Genomic DNA, 26,469 nt, shown 5'->3' with positions numbered 1-26,469 from the left:
GTCATGATCCCCTACGTGTCAGCGCCAAGTCCTAGAGGGCTAGACGAATCGCATCGATGATGTGTGCACAGCGCTGCGTGGCGGCAAGGGGCATGACGGGGCTCTCGAGTTTCCCCGCCCGGATGAGCTGGGTCGCATGCTGGATTTCGCCGTAGAAATCATCGATCTCAAACGGGGCATTTATTTCGAGCGTTCGACCGTCGGAATACTTCACATGGGCGAGCTCGGGGCGATGGAGACGCTCGATTTCCAACGAGCCTCGCTCACAGACAATCGTTAAGCGGCTTTCATATGTTGCTTTGCCGTCGCACACCATATGAATGGGTATACCGCCGACGCTCATACGGATCTCGTCGGCCCAATCGACGCGGCCGCCTGATACATCACGCCAGCGAACTTCACGGGATGAAACCTCGCACGCGCCCGCGAGCAAATCCTCAAACCAACCGACCGCATAGCAGCCCATGTCATATAGACAGCCGCCCTGCAACGAATCAAGCAGATAGCCCGAAGGAGGCTCGCCGTAATCGAGCTTTTGCACGCTTTCAATCGAGACAATACGGCCAAGCTCACCCGACGCAAGCAAGTCCTTCACGCGAGTGCGCATCGGGCAAAACCGATTCTTCATCGCCTCCATAAACAGCACGCCGCGCTCACGAGAGGTGGAGGCAATCGAGAGAGCCTCTTCCTCACTCAAAACGGCCGGCTTTTCGCACAGCACGGCCTTTCCCGCGCGCAGTGCCCGACAGACCCAATGCGCATGCATGCCATGTGGAAGAGCCAAGTAGATTGCGTCGACATCGGGGTCGGCAATCAGCGCATCATAAGCCACATCGCCGCTATCGTCAGCCGTGGCATAACTGTGCGCGGCATCAATCGAAAACGCCCTGCAAAACTCCTCAACATGCGAAGGAGTGCGGCCGGCGGCAGCCACAAGCCGTGCCCCGTCCACCTCCTTGAGCGACGATGCAAATCGATGCGAAATGTGTCCAGCGCCCAAAACGCCCCAACAAACCTCACGCAAATCATCACATGAATCCCGATGACCCACGACAGCCCCCTTCAGTTGCGGTGAAATAGTTCCTGTTTGGCCCTTATTCTGCCGCAAACAGGAACTATTCCACCGCAAGTTATAAAAGGGTCATGAGGAGCGCGCTATGCGGAAGGCTTTAAGCGCGGCCGTTACGGGGCCAGGTTGGAAACGTCGGCGCACATCGTCGAGACGCTCGGGAATATCGATGTGTTGCGGGCAGTGACGCGCGCATTTGCCGCATTTAACGCAGTTGCTCACCAACTTGGGCTCGCTCGTCCGCACCGCGCTCGCCGTAAAATACTGCGATAGACCCGTAAACCAGCTGTGCGCATAGCTTGCATTGTAGGCGGCAAAACACCCAGGGATATTGATGCCTTTGGGACACGGCATGCAGTAGCCGCATCCCGTACAAGGCACGCGATTCGATTTTTCAAATTCCGTCAGCACGCGCGCAATGGTATCGAGCTGAGCGCCCGTCATCGAATCCGGCAGGGCTCGGTCGGCCAGCGCCGCGTTCTCATCCACTTGCGCGGTATCGGTCATGCCCGAAAGCAGCATCGTGACCTGAGGATGGTTCCACACCCACGAAAGCCCCCAGGCGGCAGGAGTGCGCAGGCGCGGGTCATAGGCGCCATCGAGCACGGCGCGGGCCCGCGGCGGCAGCTTGCCCGCCAAACGCCCGCCCAACAGCGGCTCCATCACAAACACCGCGAGCCCGCGATCCGCAGCCTCCATGAGCCCCGCCGTTCCCGCCTGATATCGCTCTCCAGCGTAGTTGTACTGGATCTGGCAAAAATCCCAGTCATACGCGTCAAGCATCGTGAGGAAGTCCGCCGCACTGCCGTGGTACGAAAAACCTATCTGGCGAATACGCCCCGCAGCCTTTTGGTGCGCAATCCAGTCCTCGATGCCCAACGCCACCACGCGCTCCCACTGGGCGGGCGAGGTGATGTTGTGCATAAGGTAGTAGTCGATATGGTCGGTCCGCAAACGGTGCAGCTGCTCGTCAAAAAAGCGGTCGAAATCCTCCGCACATTTGCACGAAGCGTGCGGCAACTTTGTCGCCAGCAACACCCGGTCACGCAGCTCCAGGCGCCCAAGCGAGGCGCCCACGCACGCCTCGTTACCGGGATAGAGATAGGCGGTGTCCAGATAATTAATCCCCTGCTCCACCGCACGGGAAATGATGGCATCGGCCGTCTTCGCATCGGGGTGCCCCGGCGCACCGGGAAATCTCATGCAGCCCAGACCCAGAGAGGATATTCGGTTACCACTTTTGGGGTCAACGCGGTATTGCACAGACCCTCCCTTCGCCATCAGCGCCCCGGCAAGGCGAAACACAATGGTCACGCAGCCGAAACATCGTGGAATCGCAATCGAGAATGTATCGTAACGTAGCAGAAATCGAGCCGTCACGACACCGCTTTAACATCAGCAAAAAGCCCGTTGAAAGGAGGCGACCGTGACCACACGTGAGGACGCCCACCCCTGCCCCGGCGAGCAGTACATCCTCTCGGTCGACCGCTATCAGATCGAGGTCATGGACCATCTGGACGAGCTTCCCGCCACAGGCGCCGTCATCTTCTGCACCTTCCCCAAGGTGCGCGATGGCGTTGGATATCCCGCACGCGTTTTCGCGGTCTGCCCCGCAGCGTAAGCTCCACGCGTCCATTCATTTAAAAATCGCCACCCTGCATGCACAAGGTGCGCTGGCGGCATACAATCCATCAGGCGCCCCTTACGCGGGCGCCTTTTATATGGGGAGATAATTCACATGCAGATCAACAAGGTCACCTTTATCGGCAAGGGCGGCGTCGGGCTACTCTACGGCAGTATGATCGCCCAGGCACTCGGCAACGACGCCGTCGAATACGTTATGGATGACGCCCGTTTTGAGCGTCACGCGGACGATGCGCTCACCGTCAATGGCAAGCCCTGTGCGCTCAAGTCCGTCCGCGCCAGCGAGGCAACGCCCGCCGATCTGGTCATTCTCACGGTCAAGACGACTGGACTCAACCAAGCACTCAAGACTATGGAGCGCGTCGTGGGACCCAATACGCTCATCGCCTCGCTGTGTAACGGCATTACGAGCGAGCAGAAGATTGCCGAGCGCTTTGGCTGGGAGCATACCGTTCTTGGTATTTGCCAGGGCATGGACGCCGTGTTCCTCAACGGAGAGCTCACCTTTACCAATGCGGGCGAAATCCGCTTTGGCGCGGCGGCCGGCACCGAGCTCGCAACCGTCACCGCCATCGACGAGCTCTACACGCGCTGCGGCATCGCCCATACCGTCGAGAGCGACGTTGCGCACCGCATGTGGGCCAAACTCATGCTCAACGACGGCATCAACCAGACGTGCATGGCCTACGGCGGGACCTACGGAAGCGCCACGGAGCCGGGCTCCGAGCAGCGTCGCTGCCTTGTTTCTGCCATGCGCGAAACGCTTGCGGTCGCCAACGCCGAGGGCATTGAGCTGACCGAGGCAGACCTGACGCAGATGGTGCACCTCATCGAGGGAATCGACCCCACCGGTATGCCCTCGATGGCGCAGGACCGCATCGCGCAACGAAAAACCGAAGTCGAGGAGTTCGCGGGCACCATTTGCCGCCTGGCCGTCAAACACGATATCCAAGTGCCGCAAAACGATTGGCTCTATCAGCGCATCCGCGATATCGAGAAAAGCTGGTAGCGCCCGGCTCACCACGTCAACAGGCTCAACAGCAAAGCCGCCACAAGGAGCACTCCCCTTACGGCGGCTTTCATCTTCATCTATAACCAGTAGTCGATGTCCCGACGGTTAGAGCTGCGACTCCGACGCCTGGTCCTCATCATCGCGACAAAGGACTACACCCGCACTTCCCAGCAGTGCGGCCGCGACCAACGCACTGACCACGATAGAGGCAGCCCCACAAGACCCCTGCATGCCCGCAACGAGCGCGGCCGTAGGACCAAGGCAGCCAAGCACCAATGCGACGGCGGCAATGGCAACATCTCGAGCGTTCACAAGACCACTTCCTCCACGAGAAAGACCTTATTCCTCATGAACTAGTGTGCCCCGCGCCCATATGCGCGGCGTACTGCCACGGTAAGCGCTCTGTTAACTCAAACGCATACATAGAACGGGCGTCCTTACGTTGCCCTAAAGCTCGGTAAAGACGCCCATCCGCCAAATATCCGTGATGCAGAAAAATTACCAGCCAGTGTAGTAGTCGGTGGTTCCGGCAGCACAGCCGGAGTCATAGACCTTGCACTCGCCCTTGGAACCGGTAAACGTGGAGCCTTGGGCCTTATCGCCCGCGGCAACGACGTAGTAGCCATCGGAATCGCGCCAAAAGCCCTCGGAATCCTGCGTCCATTCGCCCGTGCGGTGGTGATACAACACGTTGCTGCTGTAATAAGTCTCGCGGCGGCCGTTATAGTTATTGACGCCGCTCGAGCGCGTCAGACCCGAGCCGTTCGCGTAATACGCAGCAGACGTGTAAGACGAGCCAGAGCCGGCGTTGTAATACGAAGCCTGAACGGCCTCAGCGGACTCGGCTTCGGCTGCGGCAGCCTCGAGCGCCTCGCGCTTGGCATCCTCAAGCGTGGAGCGAAGCTCGTCGAGCTCGGTCGACTTGGCGTCGACCTCATCCATCGTCAAAAGACTGCCCGCACCGTCGATGCAACCCTGCAACACAGCACGCTCGTCATCGGTAGCATAGTCGCCATACATATTCATAATGATCTGAGCGCGCATCTCCAGGGAATCGCGCTTTGCCCCCATCGAGGCGTTCCACTCCTGCATAGAGCCATAACCGTCGCCGCGGTAGTCGACGGGCTGCACCAGCGTCGCCTCGGACGGCGTAGATCCGACCGTATCGGATAGTGTTGCCGCGTGGGCATCAGTTGCGCCGGCGCCCATCAAAAGTGCCACGGTCAGAGCGGCGGAAAGGGCGGCGGCTTTCGGTTTTCGTGAATCGATCCTCATGTAGCTGGAAACCTCCGTAGTGCGTTTTTGCTGCGTTTAAGCTGCGTGTGATTCGATCGCGCTGCATGGTACCCCGAGCAAATCGCGACCTGCGGTTTTTCTCAAAAGGTGCACGTCATTTGCGTAAAACTCACATCCGCTCAACAGGAGTTTTCCACAACTCGAATGCATAAAGCGTGTCAAAAACCCTGTTTTTGCACCCTCTCTATGCAAAAAAGGCGCCTGTGCAACCATTGTTCGCACAGGCGCCTTGAGCAGGCATTTTATGCAGTTATACCTATCGAGTCGCAAGGGGTCCTTGCACAAGTCGCCTTACTCGTCCAGCGCGGCGAAGGCCTGCTTCAGATCCCAAATGATATCCTCGGCGTTCTCGGTACCGATGGAAAGACGGATCGTGGAGGGCGTGATGTTCTGCTCGGCGAGTTCCTCGGCAGAGAGCTGGGAGTGCGTAGTCGTAGCCGGGTGCACGACGAGCGACTTGACGTCGGCCACGTTGGCGAGCAGCGAGAACACCTGCAGATGATCGATGAACTTCCAAGCTGCCTCCTGGCCACCCTTAATCTCAAAGGTAAAGATCGAGGCGCCGCCACGAGGGAAGTACTTCTGATAGAGCTCGTGATCGGGGTGCTCGGGCAGGCTCGGGTGGTTCACCTTGGCAACGTGGCTGTCGCCGGCAAGGAACTCAACGACCTTCTTGGTGTTCTCGACATGGCGGTCGACGCGCAGCGAAAGCGTCTCGGTGCCCTGGAGCAAGATCCAGGCGTTAAACGGACTAATGCAAGCGCCCTCGTCACGCAGCAGGATAGCGCGGACATAGGTTGCGAAGGCCGCGGGACCGGCAGCCTCGGCAAACGAAACACCGTGGTAGGAGGGATTGGGCTCGGCGATCTGGGCGTACTTGCCACTCGCCTTCCAATCGAAGTTACCGCCGTCGACGATCACACCGCCCAGCGAGGTGCCGTGGCCGCCGATGAACTTGGTTGCGGAGTGGACGACGATGTTGGCACCATGCTCCAGCGGACGGAACAGATACGGGGTGCCGAAGGTGTTGTCGACGACAACCGGCAGACCGTGCTTCTTGGCGATCTCGGAGATGGCGTCGATGTTGGGGATGTCGGAGTTGGGGTTGCCGAGCGTCTCGAGGTAGATGACCGTGGTGTTGTCCTTGATGGCACCCTCGACCTCGTCCAGGTTATGGGCGTCGACAAACGTGGTCTCGACGCCAAACTGTGAGAGCGTATGCTCCAGCAGGTTGTAGGAACCGCCGTAGATGGTCTTCTGGGCGACCACGTGGTCACCAGCCTGGGCAAGTGCCTGCAGGGTATAGGTGATGGCAGCGGCACCGGAGGCGACGGCAAGACCGGCCACGCCACCCTCGAGCGCGGCGATACGGTCCTCGAAGACGCCCTGGGTGGAGTTGGTCAGACGGCCGTAGATGTTACCGGCGTCGGCAAGACCAAAGCGGTCGGCGGCGTGCTGGGAGTTGTGGAACACATAGCTCGTGGTTTGATAGATAGGCACGGCACGGGAGTCGGATGCAGGATCGGCGCTCTCCTGGCCAACGTGCAGCTGCAGGGTATCGAAACCAAAGGTGTGCTCGGGGTTGTTGATGAACTGGCTCATGATGATCTCCTTGATCGAACGAAAGTAAATAAAAAGAGAGAAGTAAGTCGCTGTCTCCTGATCACGCCGACGGACGCAAACAGGAGCCCGGCATTCGTCTTGGTAAGCAATTCATATGCGGGCCTCCTTTCGCATCCCGGTTCCGTGGTTGGCTTAATTACCTACCGCCTTTGTGTGTTTTGAATAGTACGAGCATTGTTTCCCTCGGTCAATCACTTAAAAGCGCTAACCTGTTATCTGTTTTATAGATAGCTATCGAAAGGACGGGAGCCGATGACCCTCCAACAGCTTCGTTTTTTGATCGCCGTGGCAGAGTCCGGTTCAATCAACGCCGCAGCTCAGCGCCTCTATACGGCACAGTCCAATATCTCCAATGCCGTCAAAAGCCTGGAACAGGAGCTCCATCTGGAGATCTTTACGCGCTCCAGCCGCGGCGTCACGCTCACCAACGACGGTACCGAACTTTTAGGTTATGCACGCCAGGTCGTGGAGCAGGCAGATATGCTCGAGGCCCGCTACGAGGACGGCGGTACACCCCAGGCGCGCCTTGCCATCTCGGCCCAACACTACGCGTTCTCGGTCGAGGCCTTTGTCAACGTCGTCGAGCGCTGCCGCGACAGCAAGTTCGAGTTCATCATGCGTGAGACCACCACATCGCAGATCATCGATGACGTCCGCGCGTTTCGCAGCGACATCGGCATCCTCTATCTGGACGACTTTAACACCCGCGCTCTGCAGAAGGCTTTTGCCGATGCGCGCGCGAGCTTCCATCCCCTCTTCGACGCGACGGTCCACGTCTTCGTAAGCGAGCGCCACCCGCTCGCACGCCGCCCGCAGCTGTCCCTTGCCGACCTCACACCCTATACGCGTTATAGCTTTGAGCAGGGAACCTCAAACTCCTTCTATTACGCCGAGGAACCTTTTAGCTATATCCCTTGCGACCGCAACATACGAATCTCGGACCGCGGAACACTTACTAACTTACTTATCACGTCGAACGGTTACACCCTGTCGACCGGTGTCCTCTCCAATGAAATGCAATGGGGCATGGCATCGATCCCGTTAGCAGACGCCCCAACGATGCGCGTAGGCTTTATCATGCACGACGAGCGCAAGCCCTCTCCCCTCTTGCAGCAATACCTCGACGAGCTCAACCGCATCATCCATGCCAACTAACTGTCGGAAGACGGGGCAGAAATCATAGATTGCTAGCCCCCGGCGGGCATGGCGCTACAATGGTCACTCACATGAAACGCACTCAACGAAAGGAAGTCCGTGAAGGTCATCATCTATACCGACGGCTCGGCCCGATCAAATCCGGGACGCGGCGGCTACGGCGCCGTGCTCAAATACACCAACCCCGCCGGCAAGACCTTTACCTCCGAGCTTTCACGCGGCTACGCCAAGACCACCAACAACCGTATGGAGCTCATGGCCGTTATCGTGGCACTCGAGGCGCTCAACCGCCCCTGCGACGTCGAAGTCCATTCCGATTCGCAGTACGTCGTCAACGCCTTTAACAAGCACTGGATCGACGGCTGGAAAAAGCGCGGATGGAAAACCGCCAACAAGCAGCCCGTCAAGAACCGCGACCTGTGGGAGCGCCTACTCGCCGCCAAAAGCAAGCACAAGGTTGAGTTCATCTGGGTTAAGGGCCACGCCGGCCATGAGCTCAATGAGCGCTGCGACGAGCTCGCCACCACCGCGGCCGACGGAGCCAACCTCGATATCGACACCGGCTTTAGCGAGAGCGACCTGTAACGGCGTTTTCGCACGCTTTTATGTCCTCCCGCGCTACACTCGTCCTGTAGGCCAAACAACGCAAGGGGGACACATGCTGCGCATCGCAACCATCGGCACATCCATGATCACCGACGACTTTATCCAAGTCGTCAATGCCAACGACCAGGCTACATTCGTAGGCACGCTCTCGCGCGACGCAGATCGTGGCGCCGCCTTTACCGCCGAACACGGCGGCGAACGCAACTTCACCGCACTTGACGAGCTTGCGTCCGCCGACGACGTCGACGCCGTCTACATCGGCAGCCCCAACGCGCTCCATCACGAGCAGGCGCTCGCCTGCATCGCCGGTGGCAAGCACGTCATCGTCGAGAAGCCCTTCTGCGCCACCGAAGCGCAGGCACTGGAAGTCTTCCGCGCTGCCGAGGCAGCAGGCGTCGTGGCCCTCGAGGCCATGCGCCCGCTTCACGACCCCGCCTTCCACGCCATTGAGGACGCTCTGGGCGAGATTGCGCCCATTCGCCGCGCCTCACTGCGCTTTGGCAAGTATTCCTCACGCTACAACGAAATCCTCGCGGGACGCGCCACCAATATCTTCGACTGCAATATGGCATCGGGTTCCCTCATGGACATTGGCGTCTACGCCGTCGAGCCCATGGTCGAGATTTTCGGCATGCCCTCTGGTCTCACCAGCATGACCACGCTGCTCGACCCCTCAACGCAAGAGCTCACCCATGGCCCCATCGACGGTTGCGGTTCCATTCTCGCCAGCTATGGCGGTGGCCGTATCTCCGTCGAGCTCGCGCACTCCAAAATTACGAATGACCTGCTGCCCTCGCAGATCGAAGGCGAGCGTGGCACTATCCAGATCGACCATCTGTCCACGCCCCGCAACGTCCGCATCGACTATCGCGGCGACGTCGTACGCGGCTCGGCGACCGAGGCACCGCGCGAACAGGACGACAACGGCCGCGCGCTCGATCTGCCCAAATCGAGCAACACTATGGAATACGAACTCATAGACTTTATCACCGCCATCGGTAACATCGATAACGTTGAGGAAGAGATCTGGGAGACCCCGGCGGGACGCCACGAGCTCGGCCACTACCGCGATGTCACGCTCGTCTCGCTCCGCATCATGGATGCCGTGCGTCAGCAGGCCGGCATTACCTTCCCCGCCGATTCAGTCAAGCAGGCCTAGCGATGGGCCTCTTCGATACGTTCTTCTCCAGCGTCACCGGCAGCAGTCGAGAGCCTCAAAAACCGTCTGGCGTTGAGCTCGAGCTGCGCCGCAGGCTTACTGTGCTCGCAAGCGACGAGGCCACTCAAGACACTCCCCTGCGCTACTTCCTGCACTGGACGGGGCAAGTCCAAGGCGTTGGTTTTCGCTTTACCAACACCAACCTCGCGCAGGCACGCGCACTCACCGGCTGGGTGCGTAACATGGAAGACGGCTCCGTCGAGATGGAGATACAGGGGGCTCCGGCAAACATCCTATCTCATCTCGAGGCGCTTCATGCCTCCTACGAGCGCATGGGAACGCGTTTTCGCCTCGCAGACGCCCAGACCCGAGCCCCACTTACCAATGAAGACGGTTTCAGTCCTCGTTATTAGTATTGTGTGCTAAATACGGTATCATTTACCTACGACCGTTGACAGAAAAGAGGCGAGGCGCATGGCGGTGCAAAGAAGAAACACCAAGCAGCGGAAGCTGGTTCTTGACGCCGTGCGCCAAAGCTATAACCACCCCACCGCCGATGAGATCTACAACGCCGTGCGCGCGCAGGATGACAAAATCAGCCGCGGTACGGTCTACCGCAATCTCAATCTCTTAGCCGACGCCGGCGAGATCCTCTCCATCAAGACGCCGGGCGGCAGCCGCTTCGATCGCACGATCGAGCCGCATGCGCATATCATCTGCACCTCGTGCAGCCGCGTCATCGACGTACCGCTCCCCTTCGATGCCCAACTCGACGCCAAGGCGTCCGAGCAAATCGGCTGGAACGTCACCTCGCACTACACCATCTTCGAGGGCCTCTGCCCCAACTGTAGGTAGATTTTGGGACATGCCTACTCAGCAAGTAGACGACGCAGCTCTTCTTCAACCGCGCGCACGTAGCGGACACGGTCATTGACACCGCGCATGCTGGGATTGCAGTCCTCCATCAGATAGGGATGGCCCACCACGTTGAGCATGTCGCGATCGTTTTCGTTATCGCCAAACGCCATCATTTCGTTAGGTGAGATCCCCAGCGCGCAACCATAATCGGCAAGCGCGGACCCTTTGCCCGAATCAAAGCCGATAAAATCGGTCCATTCGGTTCCCGACGTCATCACGTCGACACGGTCGCTAAAGAGGCGCTCGAAATACTCCAGCGCCGCCGGCTGCTCTGTCTCGGGCGTTTGAAACGCAATCTTAATGACATCCTCGTCAATGTCCTCGGGACGGTCGACCACCGCCACATCGCAGTGGACCTCGTAACGCAAATGGTCGACGAACGCATCGTTGCCGCTCATGGTATAGAGGTGCCCCTCACACGAAAGGGTCACGTCGGCATGGGGAAAGGCAACCACGGCATTCGCGATATCCATAGCAAGGCTACGCTCCATGGAACGCTTGACAACGGCATGCCCCTCGCTCATCACCAGGGCTCCGTTTTCGCACACATAGGCGAGCTCATCGGCCACCGGGGCAAACAGATAGCGCAAGCTCGCATATTGACGGCCGCTCGCCGGCATAAACACGATACCGCGACGATGCAGCTCATCGATGAGCTCAAAGGCCTCGGAACGCGGCTCGCGCTCCCCCGGATGCAGCAACGTGCCGTCCAAATCGCAGGCGATCAGCTTGATTCCCTCAAGACCCATATGCTTCCCCCAAAGTCTCTCATCAACAGCAAGACGGACTTTGAATGGCAATCCCTCAAAGCCCGTCTTGCGCATACGCGCGCTTAGCCGCGCGTCTTTTTTACGATCGTAAAGTCTGAAGCCATACTCACAACAACATCCGCCGCGCTCGATGCAAAGCGTCGACTGGCATCGAGCTCGCGTGCGACCACCGAGAGCCGAACGCCCCCAATGCCCCGGAGCATACGATCCAAAACCGGTTGCACCGGCGTATACATGCGCACGGTATGCTCGTCCGAGTCACCCCGGAAGAGCGGCGCATGCATGTTGCCGATCTCCCAGCACGCATGTGCGAGCACAATCGGATCCATGCGGTCGACTTCGACCAAATAGACCTCGGCGCTGCGCAGGCGCACGACAACCGCTACGGGCACCGCGCCCGTGCGGTCAATAGCAAGCACGTCACCGTCGGCAAGACGCTCGCCATCAGTGGCATCCAGCCGGGCATTCACCGTGCGCCCCAGCTCCGTCACGCCCACAAACAGGCGCGCATCAGCCTGGTCCCAATCGAGTAGCAGCTCGTCAACCTCAAAGACGCCACCCAGCTCCCGACGAAGCAGGAGTTCATAGGACGGGTCGTTGAGATTTCCCAAGCGCTCCGTAGCTACCAGGTCCACGGACATCAACTAGTCCTCGACCTCGACGAGCTCGATATCAAAGTTGAGGTCCTTGCCGGCGAGCTCGTGGTTGGCGTCGAGCGTCACGGCCTCGGCCGTCACATCGATGACCACGGCGGGGACGGGCATGCCGCTCGGCGTGGACAGGAAGAGCTTCATGCCCTTCTCGATCTGCTCGATATTGGGAACCTGCTCGGCCGGGAAGGTGATAACCATCTCGGGGTTGCGCTCGCCGTAGGCATCGACAGCAGGAATGTGCACGGTCTTCTTCTCGCCCACCTGCATGTCGACAACAGCGGCGTCGAAGCCCTTGATCATCTGGCCGGCGCCGCAGGTGAACTCCAGCGGCTCGCCGCGATCGTAGGAGCTATCGAACTGCGTGCCGTCGTCGAGCGTGCCGCGATAATGGGTCTTGACCTTCTTGCCCTGGTTGGACATGGTAACCTCCGTGATAAGGGCGGCGCACAACGCGGGCCGCCGTGAACATATGGCGCTAACTATACCCTAGTCATACAATTCAAAGACAGTTTGCAAAGAAACGCTGCAACCGGAGGAACCATGGCATATCCCGTATTTGACCTACACTGCGACACCGCCGACCGCATCGGCTGGGCCACGCTCGATCTCGACCTGCGCTTTACCGCCGGCACCGACGGCTATTTCCCCGGCGACGAAACGCATCCGCAGGATTTCGACCTCATCGAGGGCAACGCCTGCGCCATCTCGCTCGCAAAGATCGGCAACACGCCGTGGGCACAGTGCTTCGCCACGTTTGTCCCCGACGAGATTCCCACCGCCCACGCCGCACGCTTCCAAGCACAGATCATGGCGCACATGAGCGGCCAGGCAATGCTCAACCACGACCGCATGGGCAACGTACGCAGCGCCGCTGACATTCGCCCTGCACTCAAAGACGGCAAGGTCGCCTGCATCTACACCATCGAAAACGCCACGTTCTTTGCCGAGGACCCCGCGCTGATCGAGGCGCTCAAGAGCCTGGGCGTACTCATGTCATCGCTCAGCTGGAACGCGCAGGGACCGCTCGCGAGCGGCCACGACACCCACGCCGGCCTCACCGCCGCCGGCATCGAGGCGCTTACGCAGATGGAACACGCCGGCATGATACTCGACGTCTCCCACCTCAACGATGAGTGCTTTGACGAGGTTGTCGCCCACGCCACGCGCCCCTTCGTCGCCAGCCACTCCAACTCCCGTGCGGTTTGCGGCGTCAAGCGCAACCTCACCGACGACCAGTTCCGTACCATTCGCGACATGGGCGGCATCGTCGGCCTCAACTACTGCAGCGAGTTCCTCTCCAACGAAGCAACCGACGAGACCGCCGCAGATGTCACCTTCGACCAGCTGGCAGCCCATATCGAACACTGGCTCGACCTGGGCGGCGAAGATGTCATCGCGCTCGGCGGCGACTGGGACGGCGCCAAGGTACCCGACTTCCTCTCCGATGCCAGCAAGATGCCCGAGTTCCAGAACATGCTTTCCAAGCACTTTGGCAAGACCGTGATGCAAAAGCTCTGCAGCGACAACGCCCTTGCCTTCTTCGAGCGTTATTAATTTCACATCCCTTGAGCGGGCCGGTATGCCGAGCGATCGACATGCCGGCCCGTCCCCAATCCAAAGGATAACTTTTGACGCAGCAATTTACGATTTTCCTACCCCGACCGGATGGGACGCCCATCCCCGTCGTCGTTACCAAAAAGCGCGTCAAGAACTTCAACCTGCGCGTCACATCGAGCGGTGAGGTCCACGCCAGCGCACCGCTCGACGCCAGCCGCGAGCGTATCGAAGCGTTTGTAAAGCGCAACAACGGCTGGATTATCAGCCGACTTGCCCAGCGCGAGCAACGTCAGGCGACGGCGCGAGAACCGCTCAGTCCCCTCTCGATCATTGCGCTTTGGGGCAAGCCCATCACGGTACAGGACGCACTCGATCACAACTTTGCATCACCCGCACCGCGACCCAAACAGGTCACCTTCGCAAGTTTTATGGGTACCGACGAATCGAACGAAGGCCCACAGGCCAAGCGGCGCGCAATCCTCGACGGCCTAACGTCCGACGAGCTCCAAGTCCATATCGACCAGCTCTATACGTCCGAGGTCACATCGGCGCTACGCGATATTGTGCACGCATACGAAATCGCAATGGGTGTCGCCGTTTCCCGCGTTTCCGTACGCAGCATGAAAACGCGCTGGGGCTCGTGCACGCCCAAAACCGGCGCCATTCGCATCGCACGAGAACTTGCCGCCTACCCCGTCGAATGCCTCGACATGGTTGTCGCCCACGAGCTCGTCCACTTGCTCGAGCCAAGCCACAATCAGCGGTTCCACGCCCTGCTCGACACGTACTGCCCCAACAATAGAGCTCTGTCGCAGCGACTCAAAAAACCGCCCGCCAACGAGCTTTAGCGTCAGCTAGCGCACGCGCTCGATCTCGACGCCACAGCTTGCCAGGGGAAGACCGACGGGCGCCCAAGGCTTATCGAGCTTAACACGCACGCCAAGCAGCAAGGGATAACGACGTAGCAGCATCTGGGCCACACCCTCGGCTGCAGCCTCGATGAGCTTAAACGTATGCTCGCGCAGATAGCCATCGACATCGTGGCACACCGAGCCGTAATCAATAGAGGCATCCAGGTTATCGTGCTCCCCCGCCGCGCGCAGGTCGGCATAGAGCACCAAGGACACGACAAACTTCTGCCCCAGGGCGTTTTCCTCGGGATACACGCCGTGGTTGGCAAAGACCTCGAGACCATCGATAGTAATGCGGTCGGCATGGCGCAGGTCGTCATAGCTCACATGGGGCACCGCCGTTGCGGCGGAAATCTCGCCCCTGCCACGACGGGCAAGCTCGGCACCCTCGGTCTTGGTTGCATTCTCGGGCAGCTTTTTGTTAGTCATCGCGATCGTCTCCTTCGTTCAGAACCCCGACCGCGCATACCGACTACACGCGAATCGACAGGTTCTTTTTATCATCGCTCCAGTTGCAGGCATTGCGCGCAGGGCATGCAAAGCAGGCGCGCGACGCTTTGTCGGCTGCATAGAGCAGACGCTCAAGCGGCTGGCTGTTCACGCGCAGCTTTCGATGGCCCAGAATGGCCGTCTTAATGGCTGCGGCATCTGCCGGCTCAAACGCCACGTCTTCGGGCATGCCGCCGAGAATCGCATCGGCGACGCGTTCGCTTGCAACATCATGGGATATACCCGATTCATACTGTTCATCTTTGCCGATATCGTGAAGAAGTGCCGTGGCATAGATGACCTCGCGGTCAAATTTGAGCTCTTCCTCGAGATTCTTGATCCACATAATACGGGCGACATCCAGCAGATGGTCGATACCGTGGCGGCAAAAGATGCGCCCCGATTCCAACTGCGCAATGTTTCCCAGATGCCGCCGGAACAGTCCGTTGGCACAGATGTAATCAATGCAAGGCATGGCACCAAAGGGAGTCAGGCCCGAAGCCATAAAGCCGCGACGCGACGTTCCTTCATCGGTCTTCGATGCAAAGTCGTTGACGACTCTCATGGTTAGCGGCCCAGCATCCTAAAGAATCGCTCCTCGAGCGACGGATCGGTCTCAAAGACACCGCGACGAGCAAGCGTTACGGTCTTGGTACCGGGCTTTTGCACGCCGCGCATGGTCATGCACATATGCTCGGCTTCCATCAGCACGATTGCCCCTTGGGGGGCAAGATATTCCATGAGAGCATCGGCAACCTGTGTACACAGCTGCTCCTGCAGCTGCAGACGACGGGCATAGACCTCAACCGTGCGAGCAAGCTTAGACAGACCCGCCACGCGGCCGTTAGGGATATAGCCGATCGCAGCCTTGCCATAAAACGGCAGCAGATGGTGCTCGCACAGCGAGTAAAACGTGATGTCGCGCTCGATAACTAAATCGTTCGAAGCGACGGCAAAAGTTTTGGACAGGTGCTCCTCAGCGCTCTGGTCCATGCCGCCGGCAATCTCGCCATACATGCGGGCGACGCGTGCCGGCGTCTCCAGCAGGCCCTCACGAGTTGGGTCCTCGCCTATGCCCTCAAGCAACAGCTTTATGGCGGTCTCAACTTTTTCCTGATCGACCATCTAGGCCTCACTCTTCCGATTTTGCGTTCGCGCTATGGTACCACGCCCTCCGGCATCGGCCACAAGCTACATAGTATGGGTCGAATAGACCGGATCGTCTCGCCAAAGCTCCACAGCGTCGCAAAGCGAAACGCCCTCGCGCGCGGCACGAGTGCGCGTGGCGTTCATGTCGATCACCCGCTGATTACTCGAACCCCTAAAACGCAAGGAGATATCGTACAGGTCTTGAACGAACGGGCCGTCCACCAACATATCGAGGCAGGCAAGGATACGGTCCGTCACCTCGGTATGATGACGGCCGCCCGGCATAAGTTCCTCGAGCACGTCGCCGGTAAAGCACCAAATGGTCTTCCCCGACTCCACAGGATAGGCCGCACGCACGCGTTCGATAAAGTCAACGAGACCCGCCTGATTCTCGGGTTCCATGGGCTCGCCACCCAGAATCGTCAGGCCATCAATAAAGGGATGGTCAAGACTGTCGATAATCTTGTCCTCGACGGCACGGTCGAACGGTTCACCCGCGGCAAAGTCCCACGCGACGGAGTTAAAGCAATTCTTGCACCCACGACGGCACCCACTCACAAACAGAGAAGTACGAACACCTTCCCCATCAGCAATGTCGAAATACTTAATGTTCGCGTAGTTCATAGGTAACTCTCCCGGGAGGCCGGGACATATCATCCCGTCCTCAAACATTCTCGGCCTGCGGCCTGCGAAACTGCGGGCGGGACGATATGTCCCGGCCTCATGCAAAGGGTAACTCAATGAACGAAGCGAACATCGAGTATAGGGTTCGAGGTCCAATAAAAACTTTGTTGCAGCCCAACCGTCATCGCAAGCAAAACGTTGTTGCAAGTCAACTCATTTCCGCTAAGAACTTCGAGAAGTGAGCAGACCGCATGCTGCATCTCAGCTACGTCAACTTGGCTGAGCCGAGAGGGCCGCTTGGGCTTTTGCTCGATATGAGTTCCGCACGCAAAGAAGGCCACTTAATGTGGCCTTCGTCTTGCGCAGGACTGTCCGAAATAGCGAGCAAATGCCCAAGCGGCCCTCTCGGCTCAGCCCCGGAGCGGTATTAGAGATGCAGCACGCGGTCGCGGATCTCCTCGGTTCGACCCTGGTTCCAGAACTGGGTGCCGATGTAGCCGCACGTACGACGGGCGACGTTCATCTTCTCTTGGTCACGATTGCCGCAATTGGGGCACTCCCACACTAGCTTACCGTCATCCTCGACAATCTTGATCTCACCGTCGTAGCCGCACACCTGGCAGTAGTCGCTCTTGGTGTTGAGCTCGGCGTACATGATGTTGTCGTAGATGTACTGCATCACGCGAATGACAGCCTTAAGGTTGTCCTGCATGTTGGGAACCTCGACGTAGGAGATGGCGCCGCCCGGCGAAAGCTGCTGGAACATGCCCTCAAACTTGAGCTTATCGAAAGCATCAATCTCCTCGGACACATGGACGTGGTAGCTGTTGGTAATGTAGCCCTTGTCCGTCACACCCGGAATAATGCCAAAACGGCGCTGCAGGCACTTGGCGAACTTGTAGGTCGTCGACTCAAGCGGGGTGCCGTACAGTGAGAAGTCGATATCGCTTTCGGCCTTCCACTCGGCGCATTTGTCGTTCATGTGCTGCATGACGGCCATGGCAAACGGCGTGCCTTCCTTCTCGGTGTGGCTGTGGCCCGTCATGTACTTGACGCACTCATACAGACCGGCATACCCCAGGCTGATGGTGGAATAGCCGCCCACGAGCAGTTTGTCGATCGTCTCGCCCTTCTTAAGGCGCGCCAGGGCGCCGTACTGCCACAGAATCGGTGCGGCATCCGAAAGCGTGCCCATCAGGCGCTCATGACGGCACAGCAGGGCACGATGGCACAGCTCAAGGCGCTCGTCGAAGATCTTCCAGAACTTGTCCATGTCCTGATGCGAGCTCAGTGCGACATCGGGCAGGTTGATGGTCACAACACCCTGGTTAAAGCGGCCATAGTACTTAGGTTTGGTCGGGTCATAGTTCAGCGCGTTGGCAACATTGTTAAAGCCGTTGCCCGAACGGTCGGGCGTCAGGAAGCTGCGGCAACCCATGCAGGTGTAGCAATCGCCATTGCCGGCGGTCTCACCCTTAGACAGCTTGAGCTCACGCATCTTCTTCTCAGAGATGTAGTCGGGCACCATGCGCTTGGCGGTGCACTTGGCAGCCAGCTGGGTCAGGTAGAAGTACGGGGAATTCTCGTGAACGTTATCGTCCTCGAGCACGTAGATAAGCTTGGGGAATGCCGGGGTAATCCACACGCCAGCCTCGTTCTTAACGCCCTCGTAGCGCTGGCGAAGCGTCTCCTCCACGATCATGGCAAGGTCGTGCTTCTCCTGAGGCGTACGGGCCTCGTTGAGATACATAAAGACCGTCACGAACGGCGCCTGGCCATTCGTGGTCATAAGGGTCACGACCTGATACTGAATCGTCTGGACGCCGCGACGGATCTCGTCACGCAGACGGTCCTCAACGACCTCACGGACCTTCTCGGCAGACGCAGAGACGCCAAGCTCCTCGAGCTCGCGGGCAACCTCGCCGCGAATCTTCTGACGGCTCACCTCGACAAACGGAGCCAGGTGGGTCAGCGAAATCGACTGGCCGCCATACTGGGAAGAGGCGACCTGGGCGATAATCTGCGTCGCGATATTGCAAGCAGTCGAGAAGCTGTGCGGCTTCTCGATCAGCGTGCCCGAGATAACGGTGCCGTTCTGGAGCATATCCTCCAGGTTCACCAGGTCACAGTTATGCATGTGCTGGGCAAAGTAGTCCGAATCGTGGAAGTGAATCAGGCCCTCGTTGTGGGCATCCACGATCTCCTGGGGCAGCAGCACGCGCTGCGTCAGGTCCTTGGAAATCTCGCCGGCCATGTAGTCGCGCTGGACGGAGTTGACGGTCGGGTTCTTGTTGGAGTTCTCCTGCTTGACCTCTTCGTTATTGCACTCAATCAGCGACAGGATCTTGTCATCGGTCGTGTTCTTTTGGCGCTTCAGGCTCTGAACATAGCGGTAGATGATGTAGTGGCGAGCGACCTCGTAGCAGTCGAGACGCATAATCTCGTCCTCGACCAGATCCTGGATCTCCTCGACCGATACGGTGTGGCCGGCCTTCTCACATGCCTCGGCGACGTTTTGTGCCGCATAGATCACCTGGCGGTCGGTAAGGCGAGAGCCTTCCTCGACCTCCAAGTTTGCGGCGCGGATCGCATTGACGATCTTATCGATGTCAAAGGTAACCTCGGTGCCGCTGCGCTTGATGATCTTCATCCTCTTGCCTCTTTCGCATCGTAGCCTCATTGCGCTTCAGGGCCAAACGATGCCCGGCAGGGCTTGCCCCTGTCTTGCGGCGCCGTCGCGCAATCTGTGTTCTCGATAACCATAGGCCCTCATGCGGACAATCCTCGCAGCCATTCAAGGGGCCCAAAGATCTATCCAAATGGGGCGAATAAGGTTCTCGTTCTCTGTCCGCCATCTATCATACGACAAAGAGGCATCTATATCCTGTATTCTTTTTTTAGGTCAAACACAACATATAGTGTTTCAGCAGGTCAAAGCAATTGGTCAATTTGCAGACGCATTATAAATGAAGGCCTCTTGGCAGACTGCTAAAACGTTATCAACCCAACTACCTGCACAGCAGTTTTGAAACCCCCTCAACCGTGCCGCCGCCAAATAGCACCAAAACCAAGCTGCTCGCGCCAAAAGAATCCAAAAGATTGTCCTTGACCAACATGTTGCGGTCATGATGGGCCAGGACACATGCAATCTGCCGGCACCCCTACGGGATACAAAGACCATCGCGTACGGACCTTGGATCAATATTTGATGACTTATTTGGCGGCGCGCTTGGTGACAAAAAACAAAACAGCCCAGAGGACATAGCCTCTGAGCTGCGAACATTTGGTGGGCGTTAGAAGATTTGAACTTCTGACCTCTTCCGTGTCAGGGAAGCGCTCTCCCCCTGAGCTAAACGCCCAAATGGAGCGGACAACGGGGCTCGAACCCGCGACCCCAACCTTGGCAAGGTTGTGCTCTACCAACTGAGCCATGTCCGCTTACGAGGATTAATCTTACGTGATGCCCGCATCCTATGCAAGAACTTTTTTTGAAAAGTTTTGCGACGCCCTCGCGAACCTCGCGAAGACATCAGCCACCACGGAAGGCGCAGGCAAACGCAAACTCGCCGCAAGAGGCCCTTACATCTCACCGAGCATGATCCAGGCAGAGCTGTCCTGCGCGAGTCTGCCGTCTGCAAGCGCTGATGAGGTGAGCAGGACCCTGCCCGCCGGCAGCTCCACGGGTGCTGCACCGAAGTTCGTCACGCACGCCCAGCCGTTATCGCGGCGATAGGCGATGACGCCGCCCTCAGCGCCCTCGGCACCATCCGCAAGACCGGTGCGCCCGTCAAGATCGAGCCACGCAAGATCGTTGGCGCACCCGCGCAGCTTGCGCCGCAGCCAGAGGGCGTCACGATAGAGCGCAAGCATCGATGTCGGGTCCGTTTCTTCCCTATCGGCAGCATAATCGGAAAACCATGCAGGCTGCGGCAGATGGGGCGCCGCATCAGCGTCCGCCGGCGAAAACCCAAACGATCCGCCCTGCGCGGGATCGTCCGCCGCTACCCACGGCAGGGGCACACGACAGCCGTCGCGCCCCTTCTCGCGCTTCGGTCCGCGCGTATTGGTTGCACTGGGATCTTCGAGTGCAGTCCACGGGATATCAGCCACCTCAAAAAGACCGAGCTCCTCACCCTGATACACGTATGCCGAGCCCGGAAGCGCCAGTTCAAGCAAAAGAGCCGCCCGCGCGCGGCGCTCGCCGAGTTCACGGTCCTCGTCATAAGACGACCCGTCGCGTAAGAGCCAGTCGAGCGCAATCTGGTGGTAGCGCGTCGCCTTGATTTGCGGCAGGGCATAGCGCGTCGCCACGCGCGGCACGTCGTGGTTGGAGAGTACCCAGGTCGAGGCGGAATCGGATTCGATAGCTGCCTTCAAGCCCTCCTCGATTGCAGCGTGCATGTCATCATAGGTCCAAGTGGCCTTGGCAAACTCAAAGTTGAATGTCTGGCCAAGCTCGCTGGGACGCGCATAGAGATACTGGCGCTCAGGCAGCACCCACGCCTCGGCAACGGCGCTGCGCGGCGGATTATAGCGGTCGAACACGCGGCGCCACTCGCGATAGATCTCGTGGACCTCGTTGCGGTCCCACAGCGGATGGGCGCCGTCGTCAACCATGTCATCGCCCTCGGCGAGATGCCACCGGTCGAGGTCATCGCGGTCGAGATCCTTGGCGAGACCGTGCGCCACATCGATGCGAAAGCCATCGACGCCTCGATCGCTCCAAAACGCCAGGACGTCGCAAAAGAACGCGTGAACCTCGGGGCATGACCAGTCAAAGTCCGGCTGCTCGGGCGTAAACATGTGCAGATACCATTGACCGTCCGCAACACGCGTCCAGGCGGGGCCGCCAAAGTTGGCATTCCAATTGGTGGGAGGCAGCTCGCCATGCTCGCCGCGACCATCGCGAAAGATATAACGGGCGCGCTCGGGCGATCCGGGGCCGGCGGCAAGAGCGGCTTTGAACCAGGGGTGCTGGTTGGATGAATGGTTGGGCACGATATCGACGATGACCTTGATGCCGCGCGCGTGAGCCGCAGCGATCATGTCATCGAAGTCGTCAAGCGAGCCGAGACGTGGGTCGACATCGCAGTAGTCCGCCACATCATAGCCGCCATCGACAAGAGGCGAAGGGTAAAACGGGCTCAGCCAGATGGCCTCGATGCCCAGCCGCTCAAGATAGTCCATCTGCTGGGTAATGCCCGCGATATCGCCCAGACCCGAACCGGTCGAATCCTTAAACGAACGCGGGTAGATCTGATAGATCGCGGCATCGGACATCCATGAGCGCGAAGAGGACTTTTCTGCAGCCATGGGGTGAGCCTCCCTTGCAACGAGGTTTTGCGAGATGCCCACGATGATACGCCCAAAGCTGTCATTCGAGGCAAACAACGCCACAGCCACACCCCAAAACGCTCGCTCCCTCTCGGGCTCGAGCCTCCTGGGACGAATCGATCGATTAGTGAAAAGAACGGAAGACTCACTCCCCCGGCCACAACAGCGAGCGGGCTCCGGGTGCCCCAGGTTGCCGCGAAAGAGGAGGGAAGCGTACTTTATGTACGCGACCGACGATTGAGGGGGCAAGATGGGGTGCCCGGGGCTCGCGCAGCGTCAACAAAAAACGCGGTTCGTTAGAACCGCGTAAGATAGTTGGAGCGGACAACGGGGCTCGAACCCGCGACCCCAACCTTGGCAAGGTTGTGCTCTACCAACTGAGCCATGTCCGCATATGTAAAACAAAACGGGCGCCGGAGCGCCCGGATGTTGCCTGGAGGCGAAGCCCGGATTCGAACCGGGGGTAAAGGCTTTGCAGGCCTCTGCCTTACCACTTGGCCACTTCGCCGAAAAAGGACCGCCTAAACGGTCCGGAAATGCAATGGAGCGGACAACGGGGCTCGAACCCGCGACCCCAACCTTGGCAAGGTTGTGCTCTACCAACTGAGCCATGTCCGCTTGCGGGTTATTAATTTACGCGAGTTATCCAAAAGACGCAAGTACTTTTTTCAAAAAAGATGCCGGCCGCGTGTTCTTGGTGGCTAAACGCGCTAAAGCGATTGGCTAGGCACGCGATTCCAGTGCTCCGCTAAATAGCTTCACCATCTGCACGCGCGTGCCGGTGCCGTCTGTGCGACGAGCAACCTCCACGTTATCGACAAGCATACGCATAAGCTTGATACCACGGCCGCGTTCCTCAGATGCGACCGGTTCGCTCGCTCCATCGATAGAATAGCCGGCACCCCGATCAAGCACCTCAACCACGACGCGATCGCCATAGGCCTGAACCGTCAGGACGCACCCGATACCGCCCGCATGGTCATAGGCATTACCCAGCGCCTCCCCCGACGCCAACGCGACATCGTAGCGCTCGTCGCGGCGCAACGGAAGCGATTCAAGGAGTTCGGCGATGCGATGTCGATAGTATGGAAGATTCTCGATACCCTGTCGGACCTCGACGCTCTTGCTCCATCGTGGCAACTCTCCCACCGGAATAGCGGGAATCGACTCACGCGCCGGACCCGCAACATGAAGGATGTCGACAAGTCGGGCAATCTCCAAAAAGCGAATGACCTCATCGGAGGCGTTAACGAGCGAAAGCAGGCCCTCTCGCCTCATGAGCTCTCTGGCACGTGTAAGCAAAAACGCCAAACCCGTCGAGTCGATAAAGCCCACGGCCTGGCAATTGATGACAACGCGACGCACGCCCCGGTCGATCAGATTATCCAACCGTCGGCGCAGCACGGACACCGAGGCGATGTCGACATCACCCGGTGGCGTCAAAACCGCTATGTCATTCCACTCATTCATACGACCATGGTTCCCCAAAAGAGCTCGCTCGATGCATACATATCTGCAGCTGCGCAGATTTTGCCCGTCAAGTATCGCGGTCTACGATCGACCCCGTAAAAACTCAAGGGAAACCAGCGCAATGTCATCGTCCAGCGCCGACTCGGTAAAGCGGTCAAGCTCTCCCAAGACCTTACCGCAGATTCCCGATACACCCTCACCCGAGACAGAGAGCAAAAGGTCACGAAGGCGCTGCTCGCCAAAGAAAGCACCCGAGCGATCACGTGCTTCGATTGCTCCGTCGGTATACATGAATAGCATGTCACCAGGAGCGAACGTAAACACGCCTGTCTCGTACACCATGCTCTCAAAGGCACCGATCACGCCCGATTGGCACCCAAGGAGCTCCACTTCTCCCCCTCGGGTTTCTCCGCCGCCAAGCGGCGTCGACGACGGTCTAATGACCATAGTGGGAGGATGTCCCGCAGAGCAGTAGGTAGCGCGACCCGCTTTAAGATCAATCTTGGCGATAAACGCCGTCACGAACGTCTCGACCCTCGAAAAGCCCATGAGCATGCTATTGAGCGAGCGGGCCATACGGGCGGGCCCAGCACCCTCCCAGGCATAGGCCGTCAGCGCCGTCTTGACGAGCGCTGACATCGACGCCGCCTCGATTCCTTTGCCGGATACATCGCCCAAAATCATAACGGCGCAATCGTCGGGAAGACGGACAAGAGTATAGAAGTCGCCGCCAACCAACGCCGAATTCGTTGCCGAAAGGTATACCGAATCGGTCGCGATACCCGGAACGTCACCAAGCGAATTTCTCATGCCAATCTGGAGGGTCTGAGCGATATGGCGCTCCTCGCGCTTTTGAGATTCGCCCTCGTAGATCAGTTCAAAGTCATGCGCCAAGTGCACCAAGTAGTCATATTCAAGGTCATCAATCGGCTCTTGACTACCGTCACGAAGCAGAAGCGCGCGCGTCGTCGGGCCTTTCGCAACAGAAGCAGGAACGATCGCGTCGTTGCTGTGTTTGCCATCACCCTCAGAGCGCGGGCGCCCCGCCTCGATGCCGGTGTCGACGTAGAGACCCTGGCAAGGCAGACCATGCGCCCTAAGCCAGCCTCCCATAGGCATCGATTCGTCAACGCGAGTTATACGGACGTGTTTAAGATCCTCGGCACTCATGCCGCCCAAAACAGACGCCTCAAAGCCATCAGAGCCAACCCCCAAACGTGCCGCTGGCGCCGTCGTGGAAAAGAAAAGTTTCTCGGGATCGTCCGGCAAAGCAACGCGACTGCCGCCTTCAAAATCTATGACATAGGAGCCCAGACTGGCGTCATACTCAACAGGGCAAAAATGACAGTTGAGCATATTGCAAATCTCGGACGATATAGCCTGGGTAGCCGCGGCGGAATCGTCTAGAAAGGTAAACAACTCATCACGTAAGACATTGAGCGAGCGGCCAAGCTCGGCCGTGCGACGAGAGCGAAGGCTCGATGCCATGCCGACCAGCTGGATAGACAGGTAATCGCAAATGACCTCGAGTACATTAACGTCATAGGCGAGCGGTGCCTGAGGGCGCTTCCAACCAACTTCCAGCACGCCAAGGATCTGCGTACCGTAAAAAACGGGAAGACAGATCTCGCTGCGGTACGGAGGCATATCCTGCACGCGCAACAGGTGCTTAGAACGATTGTCCAGGTCCATGAACATACCGGAGGCAGCCCTATCACCCTCAAGGTCCTGTTGAATCGACAAGCGACAGGCACGCGACTCGCGAAGAACATACGTCGGAATGCCAGCGCCATACGGCAAAAACTCGGGCAGGTAGCTGTCGTGCAGCTCCTTGGAGACACCGCGAAGCTTAAAACCGCCGCTCTCAGAAAAATAGATAGCGGCACCCGAAGCATCGAGCGTTCCTACAAGCTGGTTCAAAACGATATCTAACAAACTGGGCAGCTCATCGGAGCCCACCGTGCTCATAATGACCGACAATGTACCCGAGAGACGCTTATTCGCCACTCTAAGCTCCGAAAGCGCACGCTTGAGCTGACGGTCGTGCGAATACTGTTCTTCGATGCTATGGAGTGCCACCAGAACGCGCGGCGCACGGCGGCCAAAGATTCGAGGCGGCGTAACCGAGCCGGCACAAACCAGGACGGGAATAAACGATCCGTCACTTAACTTGAGCATCAACTCGCTCTTTGTTCCATTGGTCTCAAAAGGAAGCCGATGCTCTGTCGCGCGTTCAAAAGCCGACGAGTACAAGAGGTCTTTAACGTCCCCGTTGATCACATCGGAACGCTCCTCGCACATCAAGTCGAGCAAGCGATTATTTACATGCAAAATGGTTCCGTCGAGCTCGCAGATAATGACAGCATCGCTCGTGATCTCGACCAATTGGGCAACGTCCGCCCACTCATTGCGCTCAAGCGTTTCCATCGTGAACCTCACCGTCTATCGGTAACAAAAAAGCCTCCGAAGAGGCTTCTCAAATGCGATGGTGTCGGAGGCGGGACTTGAACCCGCATGACCAAAAAGCGGTCACTAGCACCTCAAGCTAGCGCGTCTGCCAATTCCGCCACTCCGACATGCTATGTTGTTGATTCGCGGTTCGCTTTGTTGAACCCGCGCGTTCAACGAGGAAGATAATAACCTATGTTTCGAGAACTGCGCAAGCACTTTTTTGAAAAAAGTTTACGAATTTGTAAATGCGCAGGTAGACTGACCTGTTCGGGCAGGAATGAGGTTGCTTTCCAACGCGTCCTCGGGCATGCGGCATTATTTTGATCCGCGCTTCGCGCTACAAAATAATGCCGCCCCCTGCGGAATGCGTTGGAAAGCAACCTCATTCCTGCCCTAGGGGCACGTACTCCAGGCACCGTTCTCAAACATGTTTTGAGGGCTGATGCAAATTTAGTGGCTCTGCTTTGCCGAGCCCTTATATGGGGAGGCCGGAGCCAAGGCTCCGGCCTCACACAATTCCCTATCAGATTAAGCGAGCGATCAGGGAATCGCACTCCCCTTGCCGAGTTAACGTAGGGC

At 58.5% G+C, this 26,469-nt stretch carries 25 protein-coding genes and 6 tRNA genes; 9 read left to right on the top strand and 22 right to left on the bottom strand.

The annotated features are described in order from the left end of the window. Window positions 1-31 precede the first annotated feature (31 nt). Window positions 32-1,051, bottom strand: coding sequence for a Gfo/Idh/MocA family protein (locus tag ACGHEN_RS03445; RefSeq protein ID WP_233504637.1), 1,020 nt, complete (start codon window positions 1,049-1,051; stop codon window positions 32-34). A 90-nt stretch (window positions 1,052-1,141) separates the two neighbouring features. Then, on the bottom strand, window positions 1,142-2,332 hold the full coding sequence (locus ACGHEN_RS03440) for an aldo/keto reductase (RefSeq protein ID WP_390397307.1): 1,191 nt from the start codon (window positions 2,330-2,332) through the stop codon (window positions 1,142-1,144). A 163-nt stretch (window positions 2,333-2,495) separates the two neighbouring features. On the opposite strand from ACGHEN_RS03440, the gene ACGHEN_RS03435 reads away from it, so the two are divergent. Then, complete coding sequence (locus ACGHEN_RS03435; RefSeq protein WP_117770158.1) at window positions 2,496-2,690, top strand: hypothetical protein; 195 nt, start codon at window positions 2,496-2,498, stop codon at window positions 2,688-2,690. Between the two features lie 117 nt (window positions 2,691-2,807). Continuing rightward, the gene (locus ACGHEN_RS03430) at window positions 2,808-3,722 is read left to right on the top strand and encodes a ketopantoate reductase family protein (protein WP_233504638.1); all 915 of its coding nucleotides are present in this window, start codon (window positions 2,808-2,810) and stop codon (window positions 3,720-3,722) included. A 108-nt stretch (window positions 3,723-3,830) separates the two neighbouring features. Here ACGHEN_RS03430 and ACGHEN_RS03425 read toward each other — a convergent pair whose 3' ends face one another. From ACGHEN_RS03425 to ACGHEN_RS03415, 3 genes are all read right to left on the bottom strand, one after another. Continuing rightward, entirely contained in the window at window positions 3,831-4,037 is a 207-nt protein-coding gene (locus ACGHEN_RS03425) for a hypothetical protein (protein WP_117770160.1), read from the bottom strand. Window positions 4,038-4,223: 186 nt separating this feature from the next. Continuing rightward, window positions 4,224-5,000: a hypothetical protein gene (locus tag ACGHEN_RS03420; protein ID WP_147333361.1), complete on the bottom strand. Its 777-nt coding sequence runs from the start codon at window positions 4,998-5,000 to the stop codon at window positions 4,224-4,226. Between the two features lie 312 nt (window positions 5,001-5,312). Further along, entirely contained in the window at window positions 5,313-6,623 is a 1,311-nt protein-coding gene (locus ACGHEN_RS03415) for an O-acetylhomoserine aminocarboxypropyltransferase/cysteine synthase family protein (RefSeq protein WP_390397305.1), read from the bottom strand. 273 nt (window positions 6,624-6,896) lie between these two features. Between ACGHEN_RS03415 and ACGHEN_RS03410 the strand changes: the two genes are divergently transcribed. The 5 genes from ACGHEN_RS03410 to ACGHEN_RS03390 all read left to right on the top strand — a co-directional run bounded on the left by ACGHEN_RS03410 (window position 6,897) and on the right by ACGHEN_RS03390 (window position 10,419). Next, a complete protein-coding gene (locus ACGHEN_RS03410) occupies window positions 6,897-7,799 on the top strand; it encodes a LysR family transcriptional regulator (RefSeq protein WP_390397304.1) in 903 nt (300 codons plus the stop codon). A 99-nt stretch (window positions 7,800-7,898) separates the two neighbouring features. Continuing rightward, a complete protein-coding gene (gene rnhA / locus ACGHEN_RS03405) occupies window positions 7,899-8,384 on the top strand; it encodes a ribonuclease HI (RefSeq protein WP_390397302.1) in 486 nt (161 codons plus the stop codon). Between the two features lie 73 nt (window positions 8,385-8,457). Further along, on the top strand, window positions 8,458-9,564 hold the full coding sequence (locus tag ACGHEN_RS03400) for a Gfo/Idh/MocA family protein (protein ID WP_390397301.1): 1,107 nt from the start codon (window positions 8,458-8,460) through the stop codon (window positions 9,562-9,564). Window positions 9,565-9,566: 2 nt separating this feature from the next. Beyond that, window positions 9,567-9,977, top strand: coding sequence for an acylphosphatase (locus ACGHEN_RS03395; protein ID WP_390397299.1), 411 nt, complete (start codon window positions 9,567-9,569; stop codon window positions 9,975-9,977). 61 nt (window positions 9,978-10,038) lie between these two features. Then, on the top strand, window positions 10,039-10,419 hold the full coding sequence (locus tag ACGHEN_RS03390; RefSeq protein WP_006234400.1) for a Fur family transcriptional regulator: 381 nt from the start codon (window positions 10,039-10,041) through the stop codon (window positions 10,417-10,419). A gap of 14 nt (window positions 10,420-10,433) precedes the next feature. Here the strand turns inward: ACGHEN_RS03390 and ACGHEN_RS03385 are convergent, their stop codons facing one another. The 3 genes from ACGHEN_RS03385 to ACGHEN_RS03375 form a co-directional block, all read right to left on the bottom strand. Then, window positions 10,434-11,231, bottom strand: a complete 798-nt coding sequence (locus ACGHEN_RS03385) for an HAD-IIB family hydrolase (RefSeq protein ID WP_349125576.1) — start codon at window positions 11,229-11,231, stop codon at window positions 10,434-10,436. A gap of 83 nt (window positions 11,232-11,314) precedes the next feature. Continuing rightward, window positions 11,315-11,893: an urease accessory protein UreE gene (locus ACGHEN_RS03380; RefSeq protein WP_390397297.1), complete on the bottom strand. Its 579-nt coding sequence runs from the start codon at window positions 11,891-11,893 to the stop codon at window positions 11,315-11,317. A 3-nt stretch (window positions 11,894-11,896) separates the two neighbouring features. Beyond that, window positions 11,897-12,325 carry a peptidylprolyl isomerase gene (locus ACGHEN_RS03375; RefSeq protein WP_349125574.1) on the bottom strand — a complete coding sequence of 143 codons (429 nt, stop codon included), beginning with the start codon at window positions 12,323-12,325 and terminating at the stop codon, window positions 11,897-11,899. Between the two features lie 120 nt (window positions 12,326-12,445). On the opposite strand from ACGHEN_RS03375, the gene ACGHEN_RS03370 reads away from it, so the two are divergent. Both ACGHEN_RS03370 and ACGHEN_RS03365 read left to right on the top strand, forming a co-directional pair. Then, window positions 12,446-13,459, top strand: coding sequence for a dipeptidase (locus tag ACGHEN_RS03370; RefSeq protein ID WP_390397295.1), 1,014 nt, complete (start codon window positions 12,446-12,448; stop codon window positions 13,457-13,459). Window positions 13,460-13,533: 74 nt separating this feature from the next. After that, entirely contained in the window at window positions 13,534-14,310 is a 777-nt protein-coding gene (locus ACGHEN_RS03365; RefSeq protein ID WP_390397293.1) for a M48 family metallopeptidase, read from the top strand. Window positions 14,311-14,316: 6 nt separating this feature from the next. On the opposite strand, the gene folB is transcribed toward ACGHEN_RS03365, so the two are convergent. From folB to ACGHEN_RS03295, 14 genes are all read right to left on the bottom strand, one after another. Then, complete coding sequence (folB, locus tag ACGHEN_RS03360) at window positions 14,317-14,802, bottom strand: dihydroneopterin aldolase (RefSeq protein ID WP_006234406.1); 486 nt, start codon at window positions 14,800-14,802, stop codon at window positions 14,317-14,319. 43 nt (window positions 14,803-14,845) lie between these two features. Then, window positions 14,846-15,427, bottom strand: a complete 582-nt coding sequence (locus ACGHEN_RS03355; RefSeq protein ID WP_349125571.1) for an HD domain-containing protein — start codon at window positions 15,425-15,427, stop codon at window positions 14,846-14,848. Window positions 15,428-15,429: 2 nt separating this feature from the next. Continuing rightward, on the bottom strand, window positions 15,430-15,987 hold the full coding sequence (gene folE / locus ACGHEN_RS03350; RefSeq protein WP_006234408.1) for a GTP cyclohydrolase I FolE: 558 nt from the start codon (window positions 15,985-15,987) through the stop codon (window positions 15,430-15,432). A gap of 66 nt (window positions 15,988-16,053) precedes the next feature. Continuing rightward, window positions 16,054-16,635 (bottom strand): anaerobic ribonucleoside-triphosphate reductase activating protein, encoded by a 582-nt coding sequence (gene nrdG, locus ACGHEN_RS03345; protein WP_316369862.1) that lies wholly within the window; start codon window positions 16,633-16,635, stop codon window positions 16,054-16,056. Window positions 16,636-17,062: 427 nt separating this feature from the next. Next, window positions 17,063-19,285: an anaerobic ribonucleoside-triphosphate reductase gene (nrdD, locus tag ACGHEN_RS03340; RefSeq protein ID WP_118081896.1), complete on the bottom strand. Its 2,223-nt coding sequence runs from the start codon at window positions 19,283-19,285 to the stop codon at window positions 17,063-17,065. A 634-nt stretch (window positions 19,286-19,919) separates the two neighbouring features. Beyond that, a tRNA-Val gene (locus tag ACGHEN_RS03335) sits at window positions 19,920-19,994 on the bottom strand. 3 nt (window positions 19,995-19,997) lie between these two features. Further along, window positions 19,998-20,073: transfer RNA gene (locus tag ACGHEN_RS03330), tRNA-Gly, on the bottom strand. A gap of 141 nt (window positions 20,074-20,214) precedes the next feature. Beyond that, window positions 20,215-21,948: a glycoside hydrolase family 13 protein gene (locus tag ACGHEN_RS03325; RefSeq protein ID WP_229107733.1), complete on the bottom strand. Its 1,734-nt coding sequence runs from the start codon at window positions 21,946-21,948 to the stop codon at window positions 20,215-20,217. Between the two features lie 337 nt (window positions 21,949-22,285). Then, a tRNA-Gly gene (locus tag ACGHEN_RS03320) sits at window positions 22,286-22,361 on the bottom strand. 42 nt (window positions 22,362-22,403) lie between these two features. Further along, window positions 22,404-22,477 (bottom strand) — tRNA-Cys (locus tag ACGHEN_RS03315). 34 nt (window positions 22,478-22,511) lie between these two features. Next, window positions 22,512-22,587 (bottom strand) — tRNA-Gly (locus ACGHEN_RS03310). 105 nt (window positions 22,588-22,692) lie between these two features. Continuing rightward, window positions 22,693-23,439 carry an anti-sigma factor antagonist gene (locus tag ACGHEN_RS03305; RefSeq protein WP_195503985.1) on the bottom strand — a complete coding sequence of 249 codons (747 nt, stop codon included), beginning with the start codon at window positions 23,437-23,439 and terminating at the stop codon, window positions 22,693-22,695. Between the two features lie 81 nt (window positions 23,440-23,520). Next, complete coding sequence (locus tag ACGHEN_RS03300; RefSeq protein WP_390397289.1) at window positions 23,521-25,866, bottom strand: SpoIIE family protein phosphatase; 2,346 nt, start codon at window positions 25,864-25,866, stop codon at window positions 23,521-23,523. 59 nt (window positions 25,867-25,925) lie between these two features. Further along, window positions 25,926-26,015 (bottom strand) — tRNA-Leu (locus ACGHEN_RS03295). Window positions 26,016-26,469 lie beyond the last annotated feature (454 nt).

Source organism: Collinsella sp. i06-0019-1H4 (assembly GCF_042849575.1).
GTDB lineage: Bacteria > Actinomycetota > Coriobacteriia > Coriobacteriales > Coriobacteriaceae > Collinsella.
This window is presented reverse-complemented; position numbering and strand designations above follow the sequence as displayed.

Coding starts and splice junctions, on each gene's coding strand:
- ACGHEN_RS03430 (WP_233504638.1), top strand. CDS start 2,808: ATGCAGATCAACAAGGTCACCTTTATCGGCAAGGGCGGCGTCGGGCTA.
- ACGHEN_RS03420 (WP_147333361.1), bottom strand. CDS start 5,000: ATGAGGATCGATTCACGAAAACCGAAAGCCGCCGCCCTTTCCGCCGCT.
- ACGHEN_RS03415 (WP_390397305.1), bottom strand. CDS start 6,623: ATGAGCCAGTTCATCAACAACCCCGAGCACACCTTTGGTTTCGATACC.
- ACGHEN_RS03410 (WP_390397304.1), top strand. CDS start 6,897: ATGACCCTCCAACAGCTTCGTTTTTTGATCGCCGTGGCAGAGTCCGGT.
- ACGHEN_RS03400 (WP_390397301.1), top strand. CDS start 8,458: ATGCTGCGCATCGCAACCATCGGCACATCCATGATCACCGACGACTTT.
- ACGHEN_RS03395 (WP_390397299.1), top strand. CDS start 9,567: ATGGGCCTCTTCGATACGTTCTTCTCCAGCGTCACCGGCAGCAGTCGA.
- ACGHEN_RS03390 (WP_006234400.1), top strand. CDS start 10,039: ATGGCGGTGCAAAGAAGAAACACCAAGCAGCGGAAGCTGGTTCTTGAC.
- ACGHEN_RS03385 (WP_349125576.1), bottom strand. CDS start 11,231: ATGGGTCTTGAGGGAATCAAGCTGATCGCCTGCGATTTGGACGGCACG.
- ACGHEN_RS03380 (WP_390397297.1), bottom strand. CDS start 11,893: ATGTCCGTGGACCTGGTAGCTACGGAGCGCTTGGGAAATCTCAACGAC.
- ACGHEN_RS03375 (WP_349125574.1), bottom strand. CDS start 12,325: ATGTCCAACCAGGGCAAGAAGGTCAAGACCCATTATCGCGGCACGCTC.
- ACGHEN_RS03370 (WP_390397295.1), top strand. CDS start 12,446: ATGGCATATCCCGTATTTGACCTACACTGCGACACCGCCGACCGCATC.
- folB (WP_006234406.1), bottom strand. CDS start 14,802: ATGACTAACAAAAAGCTGCCCGAGAATGCAACCAAGACCGAGGGTGCC.
- ACGHEN_RS03355 (WP_349125571.1), bottom strand. CDS start 15,427: ATGAGAGTCGTCAACGACTTTGCATCGAAGACCGATGAAGGAACGTCG.
- folE (WP_006234408.1), bottom strand. CDS start 15,987: ATGGTCGATCAGGAAAAAGTTGAGACCGCCATAAAGCTGTTGCTTGAG.
- nrdG (WP_316369862.1), bottom strand. CDS start 16,635: ATGAACTACGCGAACATTAAGTATTTCGACATTGCTGATGGGGAAGGT.
- nrdD (WP_118081896.1), bottom strand. CDS start 19,285: ATGAAGATCATCAAGCGCAGCGGCACCGAGGTTACCTTTGACATCGAT.
- ACGHEN_RS03325 (WP_229107733.1), bottom strand. CDS start 21,948: ATGGCTGCAGAAAAGTCCTCTTCGCGCTCATGGATGTCCGATGCCGCG.
- ACGHEN_RS03305 (WP_195503985.1), bottom strand. CDS start 23,439: ATGAATGAGTGGAATGACATAGCGGTTTTGACGCCACCGGGTGATGTC.
- ACGHEN_RS03300 (WP_390397289.1), bottom strand. CDS start 25,866: ATGGAAACGCTTGAGCGCAATGAGTGGGCGGACGTTGCCCAATTGGTC.